At 67.8% G+C, this 12679-nt stretch carries 12 protein-coding genes and 3 tRNA genes; 8 read left to right on the top strand and 7 right to left on the bottom strand.

Annotated elements, in window-relative coordinates; translation table 11 throughout:
- Positions 1-6: 6 nt before the first annotated feature.
- Together C4T42_RS05860 and mdeB are read right to left on the bottom strand one after the other, a co-directional pair.
- The gene (locus tag C4T42_RS05860) at positions 7-1383 is read right to left on the bottom strand and encodes a 2-oxo acid dehydrogenase subunit E2 (RefSeq protein ID WP_103984860.1); all 1377 of its coding nucleotides are present in this window, start codon (positions 1381-1383) and stop codon (positions 7-9) included.
- Between the two features lie 74 nt (positions 1384-1457).
- A complete protein-coding gene (gene mdeB, locus C4T42_RS05855; protein WP_026604881.1) occupies positions 1458-4142 on the bottom strand; it encodes an alpha-ketoglutarate dehydrogenase in 2685 nt (894 codons plus the stop codon).
- Between the two features lie 180 nt (positions 4143-4322).
- Between mdeB and C4T42_RS05850 the strand changes: the two genes are divergently transcribed.
- Positions 4323-4811 carry an Lrp/AsnC family transcriptional regulator gene (locus C4T42_RS05850; RefSeq protein ID WP_103984859.1) on the top strand — a complete coding sequence of 163 codons (489 nt, stop codon included), beginning with the start codon at positions 4323-4325 and terminating at the stop codon, positions 4809-4811.
- Between the two features lie 234 nt (positions 4812-5045).
- Here C4T42_RS05850 and C4T42_RS05845 read toward each other — a convergent pair.
- The 3 genes from C4T42_RS05845 to C4T42_RS05835 all read right to left on the bottom strand — a co-directional run bounded on the left by C4T42_RS05845 (position 5046) and on the right by C4T42_RS05835 (position 5792).
- Positions 5046-5121: transfer RNA gene (locus tag C4T42_RS05845), tRNA-Ala, on the bottom strand.
- Positions 5122-5176: 55 nt separating this feature from the next.
- Positions 5177-5252: transfer RNA gene (locus tag C4T42_RS05840), tRNA-Ala, on the bottom strand.
- 153 nt (positions 5253-5405) lie between these two features.
- Positions 5406-5792, bottom strand: coding sequence for a TIGR02300 family protein (locus C4T42_RS05835; protein ID WP_026604880.1), 387 nt, complete (start codon positions 5790-5792; stop codon positions 5406-5408).
- Positions 5793-6059: 267 nt separating this feature from the next.
- On the opposite strand from C4T42_RS05835, the gene aroA reads away from it, so the two are divergent.
- The 6 genes from aroA (at position 6060) to C4T42_RS31455 (ending at position 10406) form a co-directional block, all read left to right on the top strand.
- Positions 6060-7409 (top strand): 3-phosphoshikimate 1-carboxyvinyltransferase, encoded by a 1350-nt coding sequence (aroA, locus tag C4T42_RS05830; protein ID WP_091682004.1) that lies wholly within the window; start codon positions 6060-6062, stop codon positions 7407-7409.
- 5 nt (positions 7410-7414) lie between these two features.
- Positions 7415-8053 carry a (d)CMP kinase gene (cmk, locus tag C4T42_RS05825; protein WP_103984944.1) on the top strand — a complete coding sequence of 213 codons (639 nt, stop codon included), beginning with the start codon at positions 7415-7417 and terminating at the stop codon, positions 8051-8053.
- A gap of 92 nt (positions 8054-8145) precedes the next feature.
- Positions 8146-8221: transfer RNA gene (locus C4T42_RS05820), tRNA-Lys, on the top strand.
- Between the two features lie 170 nt (positions 8222-8391).
- Positions 8392-9222 carry a TIGR04255 family protein gene (locus C4T42_RS05815; RefSeq protein WP_103984858.1) on the top strand — a complete coding sequence of 277 codons (831 nt, stop codon included), beginning with the start codon at positions 8392-8394 and terminating at the stop codon, positions 9220-9222.
- A 1-nt stretch (position 9223) separates the two neighbouring features.
- On the top strand, positions 9224-9811 hold the full coding sequence (locus C4T42_RS31460; protein ID WP_146073991.1) for a hypothetical protein: 588 nt from the start codon (positions 9224-9226) through the stop codon (positions 9809-9811).
- A complete protein-coding gene (locus tag C4T42_RS31455) occupies positions 9756-10406 on the top strand; it encodes a hypothetical protein (RefSeq protein WP_146073990.1) in 651 nt (216 codons plus the stop codon). Before C4T42_RS31460 ends, C4T42_RS31455 begins: the two co-directional genes overlap by 56 nt.
- 209 nt (positions 10407-10615) lie before the next feature.
- Here C4T42_RS31455 and C4T42_RS31450 read toward each other — a convergent pair whose 3' ends face one another.
- Positions 10616-10798: a hypothetical protein gene (locus tag C4T42_RS31450; RefSeq protein ID WP_146073989.1), complete on the bottom strand. Its 183-nt coding sequence runs from the start codon at positions 10796-10798 to the stop codon at positions 10616-10618.
- 807 nt (positions 10799-11605) lie between these two features.
- Between C4T42_RS31450 and C4T42_RS05810 the strand changes: the two genes are divergently transcribed.
- On the top strand, positions 11606-11812 hold the full coding sequence (locus C4T42_RS05810; RefSeq protein WP_020095446.1) for a DUF6582 domain-containing protein: 207 nt from the start codon (positions 11606-11608) through the stop codon (positions 11810-11812).
- 31 nt (positions 11813-11843) lie between these two features.
- Here C4T42_RS05810 and C4T42_RS05805 read toward each other — a convergent pair whose 3' ends face one another.
- On the bottom strand, positions 11844-12662 hold the full coding sequence (locus tag C4T42_RS05805; protein ID WP_103984857.1) for a universal stress protein: 819 nt from the start codon (positions 12660-12662) through the stop codon (positions 11844-11846).
- Between the last annotated feature and the right edge of the window lie 17 nt (positions 12663-12679).

Genomic DNA, 12679 nt, shown 5'->3' with positions numbered 1-12679 from the left:
CGGCGGTCACAGGAGGGCGCGGCGCAGGTCCGACAGGACCGAGGCCACGTGGCCGAGGAAGCGGGCGGCGGCGACGCCGTCCACGACGCGGTGGTCCCAGGACAGGCTGAGCGGCAGGATCAGGCGCGGCTGGAAGGCCTTGCCGTCCCAGACCGCCTCGGTGCGCGAGCGCGCCGCGCCCAGGATCGCGACCTCGGGGGCGTTGATGATCGGGGTGAAGCCGTCGCCGCCGATGCCGCCGAGCGACGAGACCGAGAAGCAGCCGCCCTGCATGTCGGAACCCGGGAGGGTTCCGGCCCGGGCCTTCTCGGCCATCGCGGCCATCTCGGTGGCGATCTCGATGAGGCCCTTGCGGTCGCAGTCGCGCACCACCGGCACCATCAGGCCCTTCGGCGTGTCCACCGCGAAGCCGACATGGACGTAGTCCTTCAGGACGAGGTCGCTGCCCTCCAGGGAGGAATTGAAGCGCGGATAGGCGCGCAGCGCCGAGGCCGCCGCCTTGATCAGGAAGGCCACCATGGTGACCCGGGCGGGCGGCGTGCGCGTCTCCGTGTTGAGGCCGACCCGGAACGACTCGATCTCGGTGACGTCGGCCCGGTCGAAGTTGGTCACGTGCGGGATCGTCAGCCAGTTGCGGCTGAGATTGGCCCCCGAGAGGCTCTGGATGCGCGACAGCGGCTCGCGCCGCACCGGCCCGTACTTGGCGAAGTCGACCTCCGGCCAGGGCGGCAGGCCGGCGCCGATGCCGGACGCGGCGGCGGGCGCCTGGGCCGGCGCGTTGAGGGCCGCCTTGACGAAGGCGTGCACGTCCTCGCGCAGGATCCGCCCCTTCGGCCCGGTGGCGGCGACGCGGTCGAGCCCGACGCCCAGCTCGCGGGCGAGCTGGCGGACCGACGGGCTGGCATGCACGTCGCCGCTTGTCGCCTGGATCGGGTCGGCCCGCATCGGCTCCAGCGAGGCGCGACCGGCTCCCTCTCCCGTGCGGGCGAGGGCTGGGGTGAGGGGGATGCCGTCTCCGGACAACCCGGATCCCTCACCCTGTCCCTCTCCCGCACGGGAGCGGGGACCCGCGCCATGCCCGGAAGCCAACGGCGCTGCGGCCGCGGCAGGCGGTGCCGCCGCGGTCTCGACTCCGCCGCCCTCGGCAGGCTCCACCGTGAGGATCGGCGTGCCCTCGGACACTTTCGTCCCCACCGACACCAGCAACTCGCGCACGATGCCGGCGACCGGGGAGGGGACCTCCATGGTGGCCTTGTCGGACTCGATGCTGAGGATCAGGTCGTCCACCGCGAGGCGGTCGCCGGGCTTCACCAAAAGCTCGATGACCGGCACGTCCCGGTAATCGCCGATATCCGGAAGGGCGATCTGCAGCGCGGCGCTCATGCGGGCGAATTCCGTGGCTCGGGCGTTCGGAGAAGGGGTGGGACGGATGGCGCCCCTCGACGGGGCGCCCGGCCTCAGATCGTCCAGGGCGCGGGCGCGTCGGCCGCGACGCCGTAGCGGCGGATCGCGTCCGCCACCGCGGCGCGCGGCACCGTGCCGGCCTCGGCCAGAGCGTGCAGGGCGGCGATGACCACGTGCTGCCGGTCGACCTCGAAGAACCGGCGGAGCGCGTTGCGGGTGTCGCTGCGCCCGAACCCGTCGGTGCCGAGGGTGACGAAGCGCGCGCCGACATAGGAGGCGATCAGCTGCGGGTAGGCCCGGACGTAGTCGCTCGCCGCGACGATAGGCGCCGTGCCCGGCAGCAGCGCCGCCACGTGGCTGACCGGCGCCTCGGCCTCCGGGTTGAGCATCGCCTGCCGCTCGGCCTCGCGGGCGTCGCGGGCCAGCTCGCTGAAACTCGTCACGCTGAACACCTCGGCCGCGACGCCGAAATCCTGCGCGAGCATCGTCGCCGCTGCGATCACCTCCGGCAGGATCGCCCCGGAGCCCAGGAGCCGCACAGCGGCGCCCGTCCCTTGTCCGGCCTCCGGCCCCGACAGGCGGTACATGCCCTTCAGGATCCCGGCCTCCGCCCCCTGCGGCATGGACGGCTGGGCGTAGTTCTCGTTCATCGCCGTGAGGTAGTAGAAGGCGTCCTCGCCTTCCTCCATCATCGCCCGGGCGCCCCGGTCGACGATCACCGCCATCTCGTACGCGAAGGCCGGATCGTAGGCCCGGCAGTTCGGGATCGCGGCCGCCTGCATGTGGCTCGAACCGTCCTGGTGCTGCAGGCCCTCGCCGCCGAGCGTCGTGCGGCCCGCCGTGGCGCCGATCAGGAAGCCGCGGGCCCGCTGGTCGGCCGCCGCCCAGATCAGGTCGCCGACCCGCTGGAAGCCGAACATCGAGTAGTAGATGTAGAACGGCAGCATCGACAGGCCGTGGACGCTGTAGGACGTGGCCGCCGCCGTCCAGGACGAGATCGCCCCGGCCTCGGTGATGCCCTCCTCGAGGAGCTGCCCGTCCCGGGCCTCGCGGTAGTAGAGCATGGAGCCGGCATCCTCCGGCTCGTAGAGCTGCCCCTGCGGCGCGTAGATCCCGACTTGCCGGAACAGGTTGGCCATGCCGAAGGTCCGCGCCTCGTCGGCGACGATCGGCACGATGCGCGGCCCGAGATCCTTGTGCTTCAGGAGGTTGCCGAACAGGCGCACCACCGCGGTGGTGGTCGACATCTCCTTGCCGCCAGCCTCGAGGGCGAAGCCCGCGTAGGTGGAGAGCTCCGGAACCGGGACCGTCGGCGCCGTGCGGCGGCGGGCCGGCAGGACGCCGCCGAGCATCTCGCGCCGCTCCCGCAGGTAGCGCATCTCGGCGCCGTCCTCGGCCGGCTTGTAGAAGGCCAGGCCCTCCACCTGCGCGTCCGACAGCGGCAGGGCGAAGCGGTCGCGGAAGGCGCGCAGCGCGTCGACGTCGAGCTTCTTGGCCTGGTGGGCGGTCATGCGCGACTCGCCCGCGCCGCCCATGCCGTAGCCCTTCTTGGTCTTGGCCAGGATCACCGTCGGCCGGCCCTTGGTGGCCTTGGCGGCCGCGAAGGCCGCGTAGAGCTTGCGGAAGTCGTGGCCGCCGCGTTTCAGCCGGTCGACGTCGGCATCCGACATGTGGGCGACGAGCTCGCGCACCTCCGGATCCTCGCCGAAGAAGTGGGCGAGGTTGTAGGCGCCGTCCTTGGCACCGAGCGTCTGGTACTTGCCGTCCACCGTCTCGGCGAAGCGGCGCAGCAGGGCGTGGTTGGTGTCGCGGGCGAAGATCCCGTCCCACTCCGAGCCCCACAGCACCTTGATGACGTTCCAGCCGGCGCCGCGGAACAGGCTCTCCAACTCCTGGATGATCTGGCCGTTGCCGCGCACCGGCCCGTCGAGCCGCTGCAGGTTGCAGTTGATGACGAAGGTTAGGTTGTCGAGATTCTCGCGCGCGGCGAGCGCCAGGCCGCCGATCGACTCGGGCTCGTCCATCTCGCCGTCGCCGAACACGCCCCAGACGTGCCGGCCGGTGGTGTCGGCGAGGCCCCGGTCGCCGAGGTAGCGCATGAACCGCGCTTGGTAGACCGCGTGGATCGGGCCGATGCCCATGGAGCCGGTGGGGACCTGCCAGAAATCCGGCATCAGCCAGGGATGCGGGTAGGAGCACAGCCCGTCGCCGGCGATCTCCTGGCGGTAGTGCTTCAGCTGCTCCTCGGACAGCCGGCCCTCGAGGAAGGCCCGCGCGTAGACGCCCGGCGCGGAGTGCGGCTGGAAATAGACGAGGTCGCCGTCCGTGCCGCCCTTGAAGAAGTGATTGAAGCCGACCTCGAACAGCTCCGCCGCCGAGGCGTAGCTCGCCACGTGGCCGCCGAGCTCGCCGTAGGCCATGTTGGCACGCACCACCATGGCCAGCGCGTTCCAGCGCATGATCGAGGTCAGGCGCTCCTCGATGTCGAGGTCGCCGGGGTAGCGCGGCTGCTTCTCCAGCGCGATCGTGTTCCGGTAGGGCGAGTAGGGCAGGGCCTCGTCGAGGATGCCGATCTCCTTCGAGCGCCGCTCCAGGCGATCGAGGATGAAGCGCGCCCGGGCCGCACCCTCGGTGCGGAAGACGGATTCCAGCGCGGCGAGCCAGTCCTGGGTCTCGGCCGGATCGTGATCCACCTCGGCGGACCGCGCGATCGTGGCTTTCGGCGGTATGGCGTTCATCGGCGCGGCCTCCCTGGTCGGCGCGATCATACGAGGATCGCGGCGGCGGGACATGCCGGATATTTGCCGCGATGCCGGGGCTCGCGGATTGATATTCCGAGATGCGGGCTGTAGGCGGCAAAACATGCCGCATCCTGCGCCCCGGACCGCGCACGCGGCTCCCGACCGGAGACCGATCGCATGCCCGCCCGACCGGCCGCCCTCGACGCCGCGAGCCTGCGCATCCTCGATTGCCTGCAGCAGGACAGCGAGATCAGCATCGCGGATCTCGCGGAGCGGGTCGGCCTGTCGACGTCGCCGTGCTGGCGACGCGTCAACGACCTGAAGGAGGCGGGGGTGATCCGCGGCTGCGTGGCGGTGGTCGACCCGCTGAGCCTCGGGCTCGCGGTCAACGTCTTCGTCCACGTGTCGCTTGAGAAGCAGACCCAGGCCGCGCTCCAGGCCTTCGACGAGGCGGTGCGCAGCCGCCCGGAGGTGATGGAGTGCTACCTGATGAGCGGCGAGGCCGACTACATGCTGCGCGTCGTCGTCGAGGATCTGGGCCAGTACCAGAAGCTCGTCCTCGACCACCTCACGCGGATCCCCGGCGTGGCCAACATCCGCTCGAGCTTCGCCCTGGGGCAGGTGAAGTACACGACCGCGCTGCCGCTCGGTCACCTGACCCGCTGAGCCGGATTGATACAGCGAGGAGTCCCGATGCGGGCCTGGTCGGCCGGGACGGGTTCCGCCTGAAACCCTCGGGCGATGTCCTCTCCGCCATCACGAGCAACGCGTGGTGACTCAGGACCGCGCGACCTCAGTCGTCGCGCCTACGGGATCGCTTCGCTGCGCGCAGGGACGGTGCTGTGGGGATCTGCCTGATAGCGCGGAAGGCCGGGACGGCCGCGTCGCGCACGCGAGGAATGGTGGAGCCTAACGGGATCGAACCGATGACCTCTTCCATGCCATGGAAGCGCTCTCCCAGCTGAGCTAAGGCCCCATATTTTTAAACGCGGTCCGCGTCCCCGACAGGGCCGCGTCGCGCGAGGGTGGGATGGTGGAGCCTAACGGGATCGAACCGATGACCTCTTCCATGCCATGGAAGCGCTCTCCCAGCTGAGCTAAGGCCCCACTTTTTACATCCACCGCGGTTTGGGTACCGCGGGGTCTCGCCGGTCCGGGTCGCGGTCGGCGAGGCCGGTTCTATAGGCGGCTCGCATCGCGGACTCAACCCCCTTTTTCGCTGCCGCCGGGGGTTTTTGGTCGGGAGAGACGGAGGCCGCCTCAGCCCTCCTCGTCGTTCTCGATATCGCCGTCGATCAGGTCGGAGACGTCGTCGTCGCCGGAATCCTCTTCCTCCAGGAAGGTATCGTCGTCGGAGGATTCCCCGTCCTCGACCGAGTCGTCCTCGGGCGTGGGATCGGCGTCGTCCTCGGCGGCCTCGACCTCGTCGAGGGAGACCATCTCCGGGCCCTTCTCGTCCGTCTCGTCCTCATCGTCGGTGTTGGCCGGGCCCCGCGACAGCGCCGGGGGGGCCGCACGGCTGGAGGTGGCCACCGCCTGATAGACCGCGCCGCATTTCGGGCAGACCGCGGGATCGCGGGCGAGGTCGTAGAACTTCGCGCCGCAGCTCATGCACTGGCGCTTCAAGCCAAGTTCCGGTCGGGCCACGGGCGGACACCTCGTCGTCAGTACTGTCTCGGGGGAGGCGCCCCGTTAGTCGCGGTGAAAGCGCCTGTCAATCGAGCCCGCGCAGGGCGTTTCGGGCGGCGCGCCCCCGCGTGCGGCGCCCGGGATCGGCGCGGGCAGCGGATGGATGACGGCGGGCGGTGCCCGTGTTAACGGCGCGGCGATTTCACCGTCCGATTGCAGCGCCGCGGCAGGGCCGCGCGACGCGCCGGATCCAGGCCCACGTCTCAGAGCCCGAACGGACGTCCCGTGTCGCACGATTCGACCCCCCAGCCCCTCACCGCCGCGCCGGGCGCCCCGCTGCGCGGACGCCTGCGCCCGCCCGGCGACAAGTCGATCTCGCACCGGTCGATGATCCTCGGCCTGCTCAGCCAGGGCGAGACGCGGGTCGAGGGCCTGCTGGAGGGCGACGACGTCCTGCGCACCGCCGCCGCCGCGAAGGCGCTCGGGGCAGGGGTCGAGCGCCTCGGGGCCGGGAGCTGGCGGGTCCGGGGCGTCGGGATCGGCGGCCTCGGCGACCCGGCCGAGGTTCTCGATTTCGGCAATGCCGGCACCGGTTCGCGGCTGATGATGGGCGTGGTCGGCGGGCAGCCGGTGACCGCGACCTTCGACGGCGACGCCTCCCTGCGCTCGCGGCCGATGCGCCGCATCCTCGACCCTCTCACCCGGATGGGCACGCAGGTCCTGGCCGAGGCCGAGGGCGGACGCGTGCCCCTGACCCTGCGGGGTCCCAGGGAGGCGATCCCGATCACCTACGAGACCCCGGCGGCCTCCGCGCAGATCAAGTCGGCGGTCCTACTGGCCGGCCTCAACGCCCCCGGCGTCACGACCGTGATCGAGGCGGCCGCGACCCGCGACCACACCGAGCGGATGCTGCGCCTGTTCGGCGCCGCGGTCAGCGTCGAGCCGCACGGTCCGGGCGGCCACGGCCGCAAGGTCGCGCTGACGGGCCAGCCGACCCTGCGCGGCACCGACGTGGTGGTGCCGGCCGACCCCTCCTCGGCGGCGTTCCCGCTGGTGGCGGCGCTGATCGTGCCCGGCTCCGACGTGGTGATCGAGGGCGTGATGATGAACCCGCTGCGCATCGGGCTGATCACGACGCTCCTGGAGATGGGCGCGCAGATCGAGCGCGTGGCCGAGCGGGAGGAGGGCGGCGAGACCGTAGCCGACCTGCGCGTGCGCGCGAGCCGCCTGACCGGCGTCGACGTCCCGGCCGAGCGGGCGCCCGCGATGATCGACGAGTACCCGGTGCTGGCGGTGGCGGCGAGCTTCGCCGAGGGCCGGACCCGGATGAACGGCTTGCACGAGCTGCGGGTGAAGGAATCGGACCGCCTCGCAGCCGTGGCGGCCGGGCTCGCCGCGAACGGCGTCCGCCACGCGGTCGAGGGCGACGATCTCGTGGTCGAGGGCGACGGCACCGCGGCGCCGGGCGGCGGGACGGTGGCGACCCACCTCGACCACCGCATCGCCATGGCGTTCCTGGTGATGGGCCTCGCGGCGCGGAACCCGGTCACAGTGGATGACGGCGCGATGATCGCCACGAGCTTCCCGAGCTTCCTTCCGACCATGCAGGCCCTCGGCGGCCAGATCGGGGCGTGACCGCCATGCCGCTCGTCATCGCGATCGACGGACCGGCCGCGTCCGGCAAGGGTACCCTCGCCAAGCGTCTGGCCGACCATTACGGCCTGCCGCATCTCGACACCGGGCTCCTCTACCGGGCGGTGGCGCTCGCCCTGATCGACGCCGGTCTGTCGCTGGACGATCCCGCCGCCGCGGCGCGGGCGGCCCAGGCCCTCGACGCCGGTCGGCTCGACGATCCGCGCCTGCGCGAGCGGGCGATGGGCGAGGCGGCCTCCCGCGTCTCGTCGGTGCCGGAGGTCCGCGCCGGACTGCTCGCGTGGCAGCGCCGCTTCGCCGCCGACCCGCAGGGGGCGGTGCTCGACGGGCGCGACATCGGCACGGTCGTGTGCCCCGAGGCCGCGGTGAAGCTGTTCATCACCGCCTCGTCCGAGGAGCGTGCCCGCCGCCGCCACCGCGAGCTGGCCGGCCGCGGCGAGGCGGCGACCTTCGCGGCGATCCTGGCCGACATCGAGGCCCGCGACGCCCGGGACGCGTCGCGCAGCGCCGCGCCCCTGCGCATGGCCGACGACGCGGTCCGGCTCGACACCACCGAGCTCGACGCGGACGCGGCCTTCGACGAGGCCCGGGACATCGTGGAGCGCACCCGCGGCGACGCGGCCTGAGGGTTGTCCACCTCCGTCGTGTTGACCCCCCGGTCCCGCTCACCTATTGCGGACGCGCCGTCCCCGACGGGCCGCCGCGCGGCCCGGGACGCGAGCGCGTAGCTCAGCTGGTAGAGCAACGGACTTTTAATCTGTAGGTCCTGGGTTCGAGTCCCAGCGCGCTCACCAACAAACCCAGCAGTTTGTTGACGGGATGGACACCAAGCCCGCCCTTCAGGGTAACGATCAGGGTAACGGGCGTTCTATTCCCGCTTGCGCTGCGGGATCCCAAATCTCTATCTCATTGGCGGTCGCTTAACCGAGCGAGCGCACGATGCTTTTTATTTGGACCGGCTCAGATGTCCGAGACCCTGCGCTTCGATCCCATCTACCCAGCCCACGCGATTGAGCGCTGCTCAGCCACGCTGGCATTTGGGGAGCCGCTCACTGATAAGCTAATGCAGAAGGTCAAGGCCAAGGCAAATCCTCTGTTCGCCCATCTGCAGATGTTTGCCCAGGTCCAGCCCCAGTATGGGATCGAGATTAATCCTCAGACGGGTGCCGTCACGCCCAAGCAGATGGGGCTTGGCTCGTTCATCTATTCAAACGCAGAGCAGACCCTGAATTGCATCATCACCCCTGGGGCTATTATTTGGAACAACGTCAGATATGTGCGTTGGCAGCCGTTCATTGGGCAGATTGAGCAAGTTTTGCCGCCGGTCTTAGATATCATTATCGATGCAGTTGATATCGCGAGTATAAAACTTGAGTATCTAGACAGATTTTACTGGTCTGGAGATTGGAGTAACTTCGATAGTCAGAAACTTTTGAGAAATGACAGGGGCATGTGGGCGGAGACTGCTAAGCGTGCGAAACGAGAATGGCATTCCCATTCAGGGTGGTTTGATTATGTTTCGCATAGCGTTCGATCGCTGATCAATATCAACGTCGATGTTGTCAGTGCGGCCAGGCCCGGCGAGAATGGAGCAGTGCCGTCGGTCGGAATACTCACCCTTCTGCAGGATCAGATGGTTCGTGGTGAAAACGGTGCCAGGTTCGGACAGGAGGGGGTTTTCAAAGATCCAATTTCGCAGCTTGATAAGCAGCATCACGTCTTGAAAGGCGTCCTCGCTGAGGTAATTGTCCCGCAAATGGCGGAGCGAATCGCCTTGGACCCTAAGGCTCGGTGAGATGCAGGCCCTCGACGGCACGGCATATGACGCACACGCAGTTTGGGAGCGGATGCTGAACCCGGTGGCCGCTGAGGTGCGGACCGCTACGGACCGGCCATTCCCTTTTGTAAGCAATCAGGGGAGGTCCGCCCCAGAGCAGTTCCTTGCCCCAAACAAGGCTGCTACCGATGCTGCGTCTGAGCAGAGCGATATGATCGCTGCGGGGCTCTCAACGCTCCATGATGGCTCCGCGTTTTTCGATCCATGGTTCTCGCGAACCATGGGGATTCTAGCTGACGCTCGAGTGCCGAGCGAGCTAGATGCTGCCCAGCATCAAGAACTGATCGGCACTGCTGAGATGCTTGCCGCGTTCTTGGTCGAGATTGATCCAGCCGTTCGACCTCAATTGATGGTCGATGAGGATGGCAATGCAAGCTATGGCACATCGATCGATGGGTTTTATCTCAATTTGACCATCGACTCACCTGGCAAGATCACGTGGTATGCCGTCGTCAACGACAAAGAGCACTTCGGAGAAGGTGCGTCATTCAGTGGGCGTCGCCTTCCGGAGCCGCTGCGGGATCTTTTTCAGCTATCTCCTGCGTGAGCCTGATGCTTGTAGGGCTTGCCGGCGTGCTTTTGCTTCCGACGCTGATACCCGTGTTGCCGAAGTAAATTCTGCAGCCGGAACGCCTGGTGGTTGCGAGCTCTTTAGAGCCAGCCTGCTTTCTCCGGGACGCGTCTCTGATGAAGAGAACCTTCACTACCTTGTAACGGAGCCGCAGGATCAAGCATTTGATCCGCGAAGCGGAAAGTTGCTTCCTGGTGTCTTAAGCCAGATTGACAAGAAGGGTATAAGCGTTCTTCGGCAACGAGCATCTGATGATGAATTTGAAATAACTTTTTCTATCCTGAAACGGAATTCTCTAGCCAAGGGAAAGGAACGTTTCTGGCATTCCGTTGCCACTGCTCCCGCTGGTCAGATCCGAAAAAAGGATGGTCAGCCGATAGCGGCCGTCTATGATACCTCGGTGAAAAAACGTCGAAATCATGCTGACATCATGGGCATAGCTTCGGACCGACTTCATAAAGAGCGTCGGAAAAAGGCTCTACTTGACCTCATGAACTCCGATATTGTCTCCACCGACCGCTTTAGGAATGGGGTCTTCGCACAGCACGCGCGTCCGGCGGTGGCAGCGTAGGCTGACAGTTCCCAAATGGTCGCGATAGGGACCGAGTGTCACCTGCCGGTTCTTTCAGCAGGTAATTCCGATCATCCGTACCTCCGCCGCCACATCTCCTGCCGGGGAGCCAACGTCCTATCCCGGTTCTCGCTGTTGGTCTGAATCGCCTGGATGATCGCGCCACGTACCTGGCCTTCGGTCAGAGACGATCCGCGCAGATCGGGATTTCAGGTGTCGCCGGCCTTTTGATCCGAGGGCGCATTCACGTTGGCCATCGGCACCGGCAGAACTGGCGCTGCGAGCTTAGGCATTGCGACGAAGCCGCCGCATGCGTAGCTGGGATAGCCGCGCCGCATCTGATCAACCACGTGCGGGCCGCCCCAGCGCGCCGCATCGGTCTGGCTGAACACTATCTCGCCGGCATGCACGGGTCCGGCCGGCTGAAGGCAGCCGCCGGGCCCGGTGTAGCCGCACTCGGAGAAGGGAAGAGGCGGCCCAAAAGGCCGCCGCAGGATATAAAGGCGCTCCTGATCAGGGCGTCGATCGCGCCGCCGATGATCTTACACCCGCTTCAGAAAAGGGCTCTGCTGAAAGCGCTCGCCGCGGACGTGCCGTGGCTGCTGGCAGTAGCGAAGCCGGTGGCTGCGTCCGTGAGGGGCGACCGGGCGTCGCCGCGAATGGCGTTCTGGCGAGCCTCGCCGATGGAGGCCTGAGCCCGCGGGCGGGTGGTCTGTCATTGAGCTGCCGCCGGAAAGCCGACAGTCTGCTCTGCGCCCGACTCGGCCATCCAAGGATGGAAAACATCGTCTCCGAAGCGGACATCAAGGTTTCAGTCTTTTCAGTAGCTTCGCATCGTTCGATCGCCCCAACGGGCTCTGCGTGCCAAAGACTAAGAATCGCAAGCCTCTGCTCCCGCTTTTCAAGACTTTTTAGCTCGGGAATGTCACCCTGAGGCTCGACACGCCACGCGGTACTCCAGGATCAATCGGACGGGTGCAGGGCCATGCGTTTCACGATGAAGGATCTCCAGAGCTAGAGAGAGTGATCGCCCGGACGCACTGATGGGGCAACACCGGGACCGTCCACATCAAGCAATGCATTGAGCGAAGATGCCTTCCCGCGCGATTTTATGGACCCACGCGATCTCCGGCCCTCGAACCTCGGGCACCACGCCCCCCCCGCCGCGCGTTTCCCTTTCCAAAACCCGGGAGGCCGTGATGTCGAAGCTAAAGACTGAGGACCGCGAGGATCTGTCCAATAGCAAGTTCGCACTTCCCGAGGACCGGAAGTACCCTGTCGATGACAAGACGCATGCCCGGAACGCCAAGGCACGCGCCGCCCAGCAGGAGAAGGCAGGCAACCTCTCCGCGGCGGACAGGAAGAAGGTCAACGCGAAGGCCGACAAGGTCCTGGGCAAGCGCTAGCCGTCTCGCCGCCGAAGCTTGATAACGAGGATCAGTGGGACAGCAGGCAGCAGACGGACGCCTGCTCCAGCAGATCCCGCGTAACCCCGCCGAAGAACCACTCGCGCAGGCGACTGTAGCCGTATGCGCCCGTCACGATGAGGTCGGCATCGAAGTCACGTGCCGCCCTCCGGACGTCGTCGGCGACGGTCCAACCCGAGGGCTTGGCCAGATGCGCCGTCGCGTCGACGTCGTGCAGCGCCAGGTACCGGACCACGTCCTCGACCTCGGTGCGGTCTTCGCCGTCCGAAACGCGGAACACCTGCACCGCCTCGGCCCGCCTGAGCAGTGGCAGAGCGTCCGACACCGCTCGGCGTGTCTGAGCGGTGTTCTTCCAGCCGACGAGCACGCGCCTGGCCGTCACGTGCTCGACGCCGGCCGGCACCACGAGGACGGGCTTCCCCAGTCCCATCAAAACGTCGCCGGCGTCGACGGCCATGCCGACCGTCACGCCCTCTTCATCCGCGTAGCGGCCGACGACGACGAGGTCGGCGGCGCGCGACTGCCCCTCAAGGAACGGCACCGGGGACGCGAGGTCCGAGCGCCACTCGACCCGGTCGTTCAGGCAGGAGGCATGGCGGAAGACCTGCTCGACGCCCGCGAGCCGGTCCAGCGCCGCCTGTCGGATCTCCTCGATGACCATGCCCATCGGCACGGCGGTCTCGCCGTAGCCCCGAGGGTAGTCCGGCATGCAGGCGGCGGCGCCGACGAGGCGCGCGCCGAGCCGGTGCGCCAGTTCCGCGGCGAGTTGCACCCGTGCCGGTGCGTGGCGCCCGTCATCGACCGCGACCATGATGCTGGCGTAGGACATGGTGACCTCCCAAGAAC

It is taken from the genome of Methylobacterium sp. 190mf, from assembly GCF_900107945.1.
Lineage (GTDB): Bacteria > Pseudomonadota > Alphaproteobacteria > Rhizobiales > Beijerinckiaceae > Methylobacterium.
This window is presented reverse-complemented; position numbering and strand designations above follow the sequence as displayed.

What these genes read in the sequence shown, in the direction of transcription:
- C4T42_RS31460 (WP_146073991.1), top strand. Translation starts at nt 9,224, where the DNA reads ATGCAGGCCCTCGACGGCACGGCATATGACGCACACGCAGTTTGGGAG.
- cmk (WP_103984944.1), top strand. Translation starts at nt 7,415, where the DNA reads ATGCCGCTCGTCATCGCGATCGACGGACCGGCCGCGTCCGGCAAGGGT.
- C4T42_RS05860 (WP_103984860.1), bottom strand. Translation starts at nt 1,383, where the DNA reads ATGAGCGCCGCGCTGCAGATCGCCCTTCCGGATATCGGCGATTACCGG.
- C4T42_RS05805 (WP_103984857.1), bottom strand. Translation starts at nt 12,662, where the DNA reads ATGTCCTACGCCAGCATCATGGTCGCGGTCGATGACGGGCGCCACGCA.
- mdeB (WP_026604881.1), bottom strand. Translation starts at nt 4,142, where the DNA reads ATGAACGCCATACCGCCGAAAGCCACGATCGCGCGGTCCGCCGAGGTG.
- C4T42_RS05815 (WP_103984858.1), top strand. Translation starts at nt 8,392, where the DNA reads ATGTCCGAGACCCTGCGCTTCGATCCCATCTACCCAGCCCACGCGATT.
- C4T42_RS05810 (WP_020095446.1), top strand. Translation starts at nt 11,606, where the DNA reads ATGTCGAAGCTAAAGACTGAGGACCGCGAGGATCTGTCCAATAGCAAG.
- C4T42_RS05850 (WP_103984859.1), top strand. Translation starts at nt 4,323, where the DNA reads ATGCCCGCCCGACCGGCCGCCCTCGACGCCGCGAGCCTGCGCATCCTC.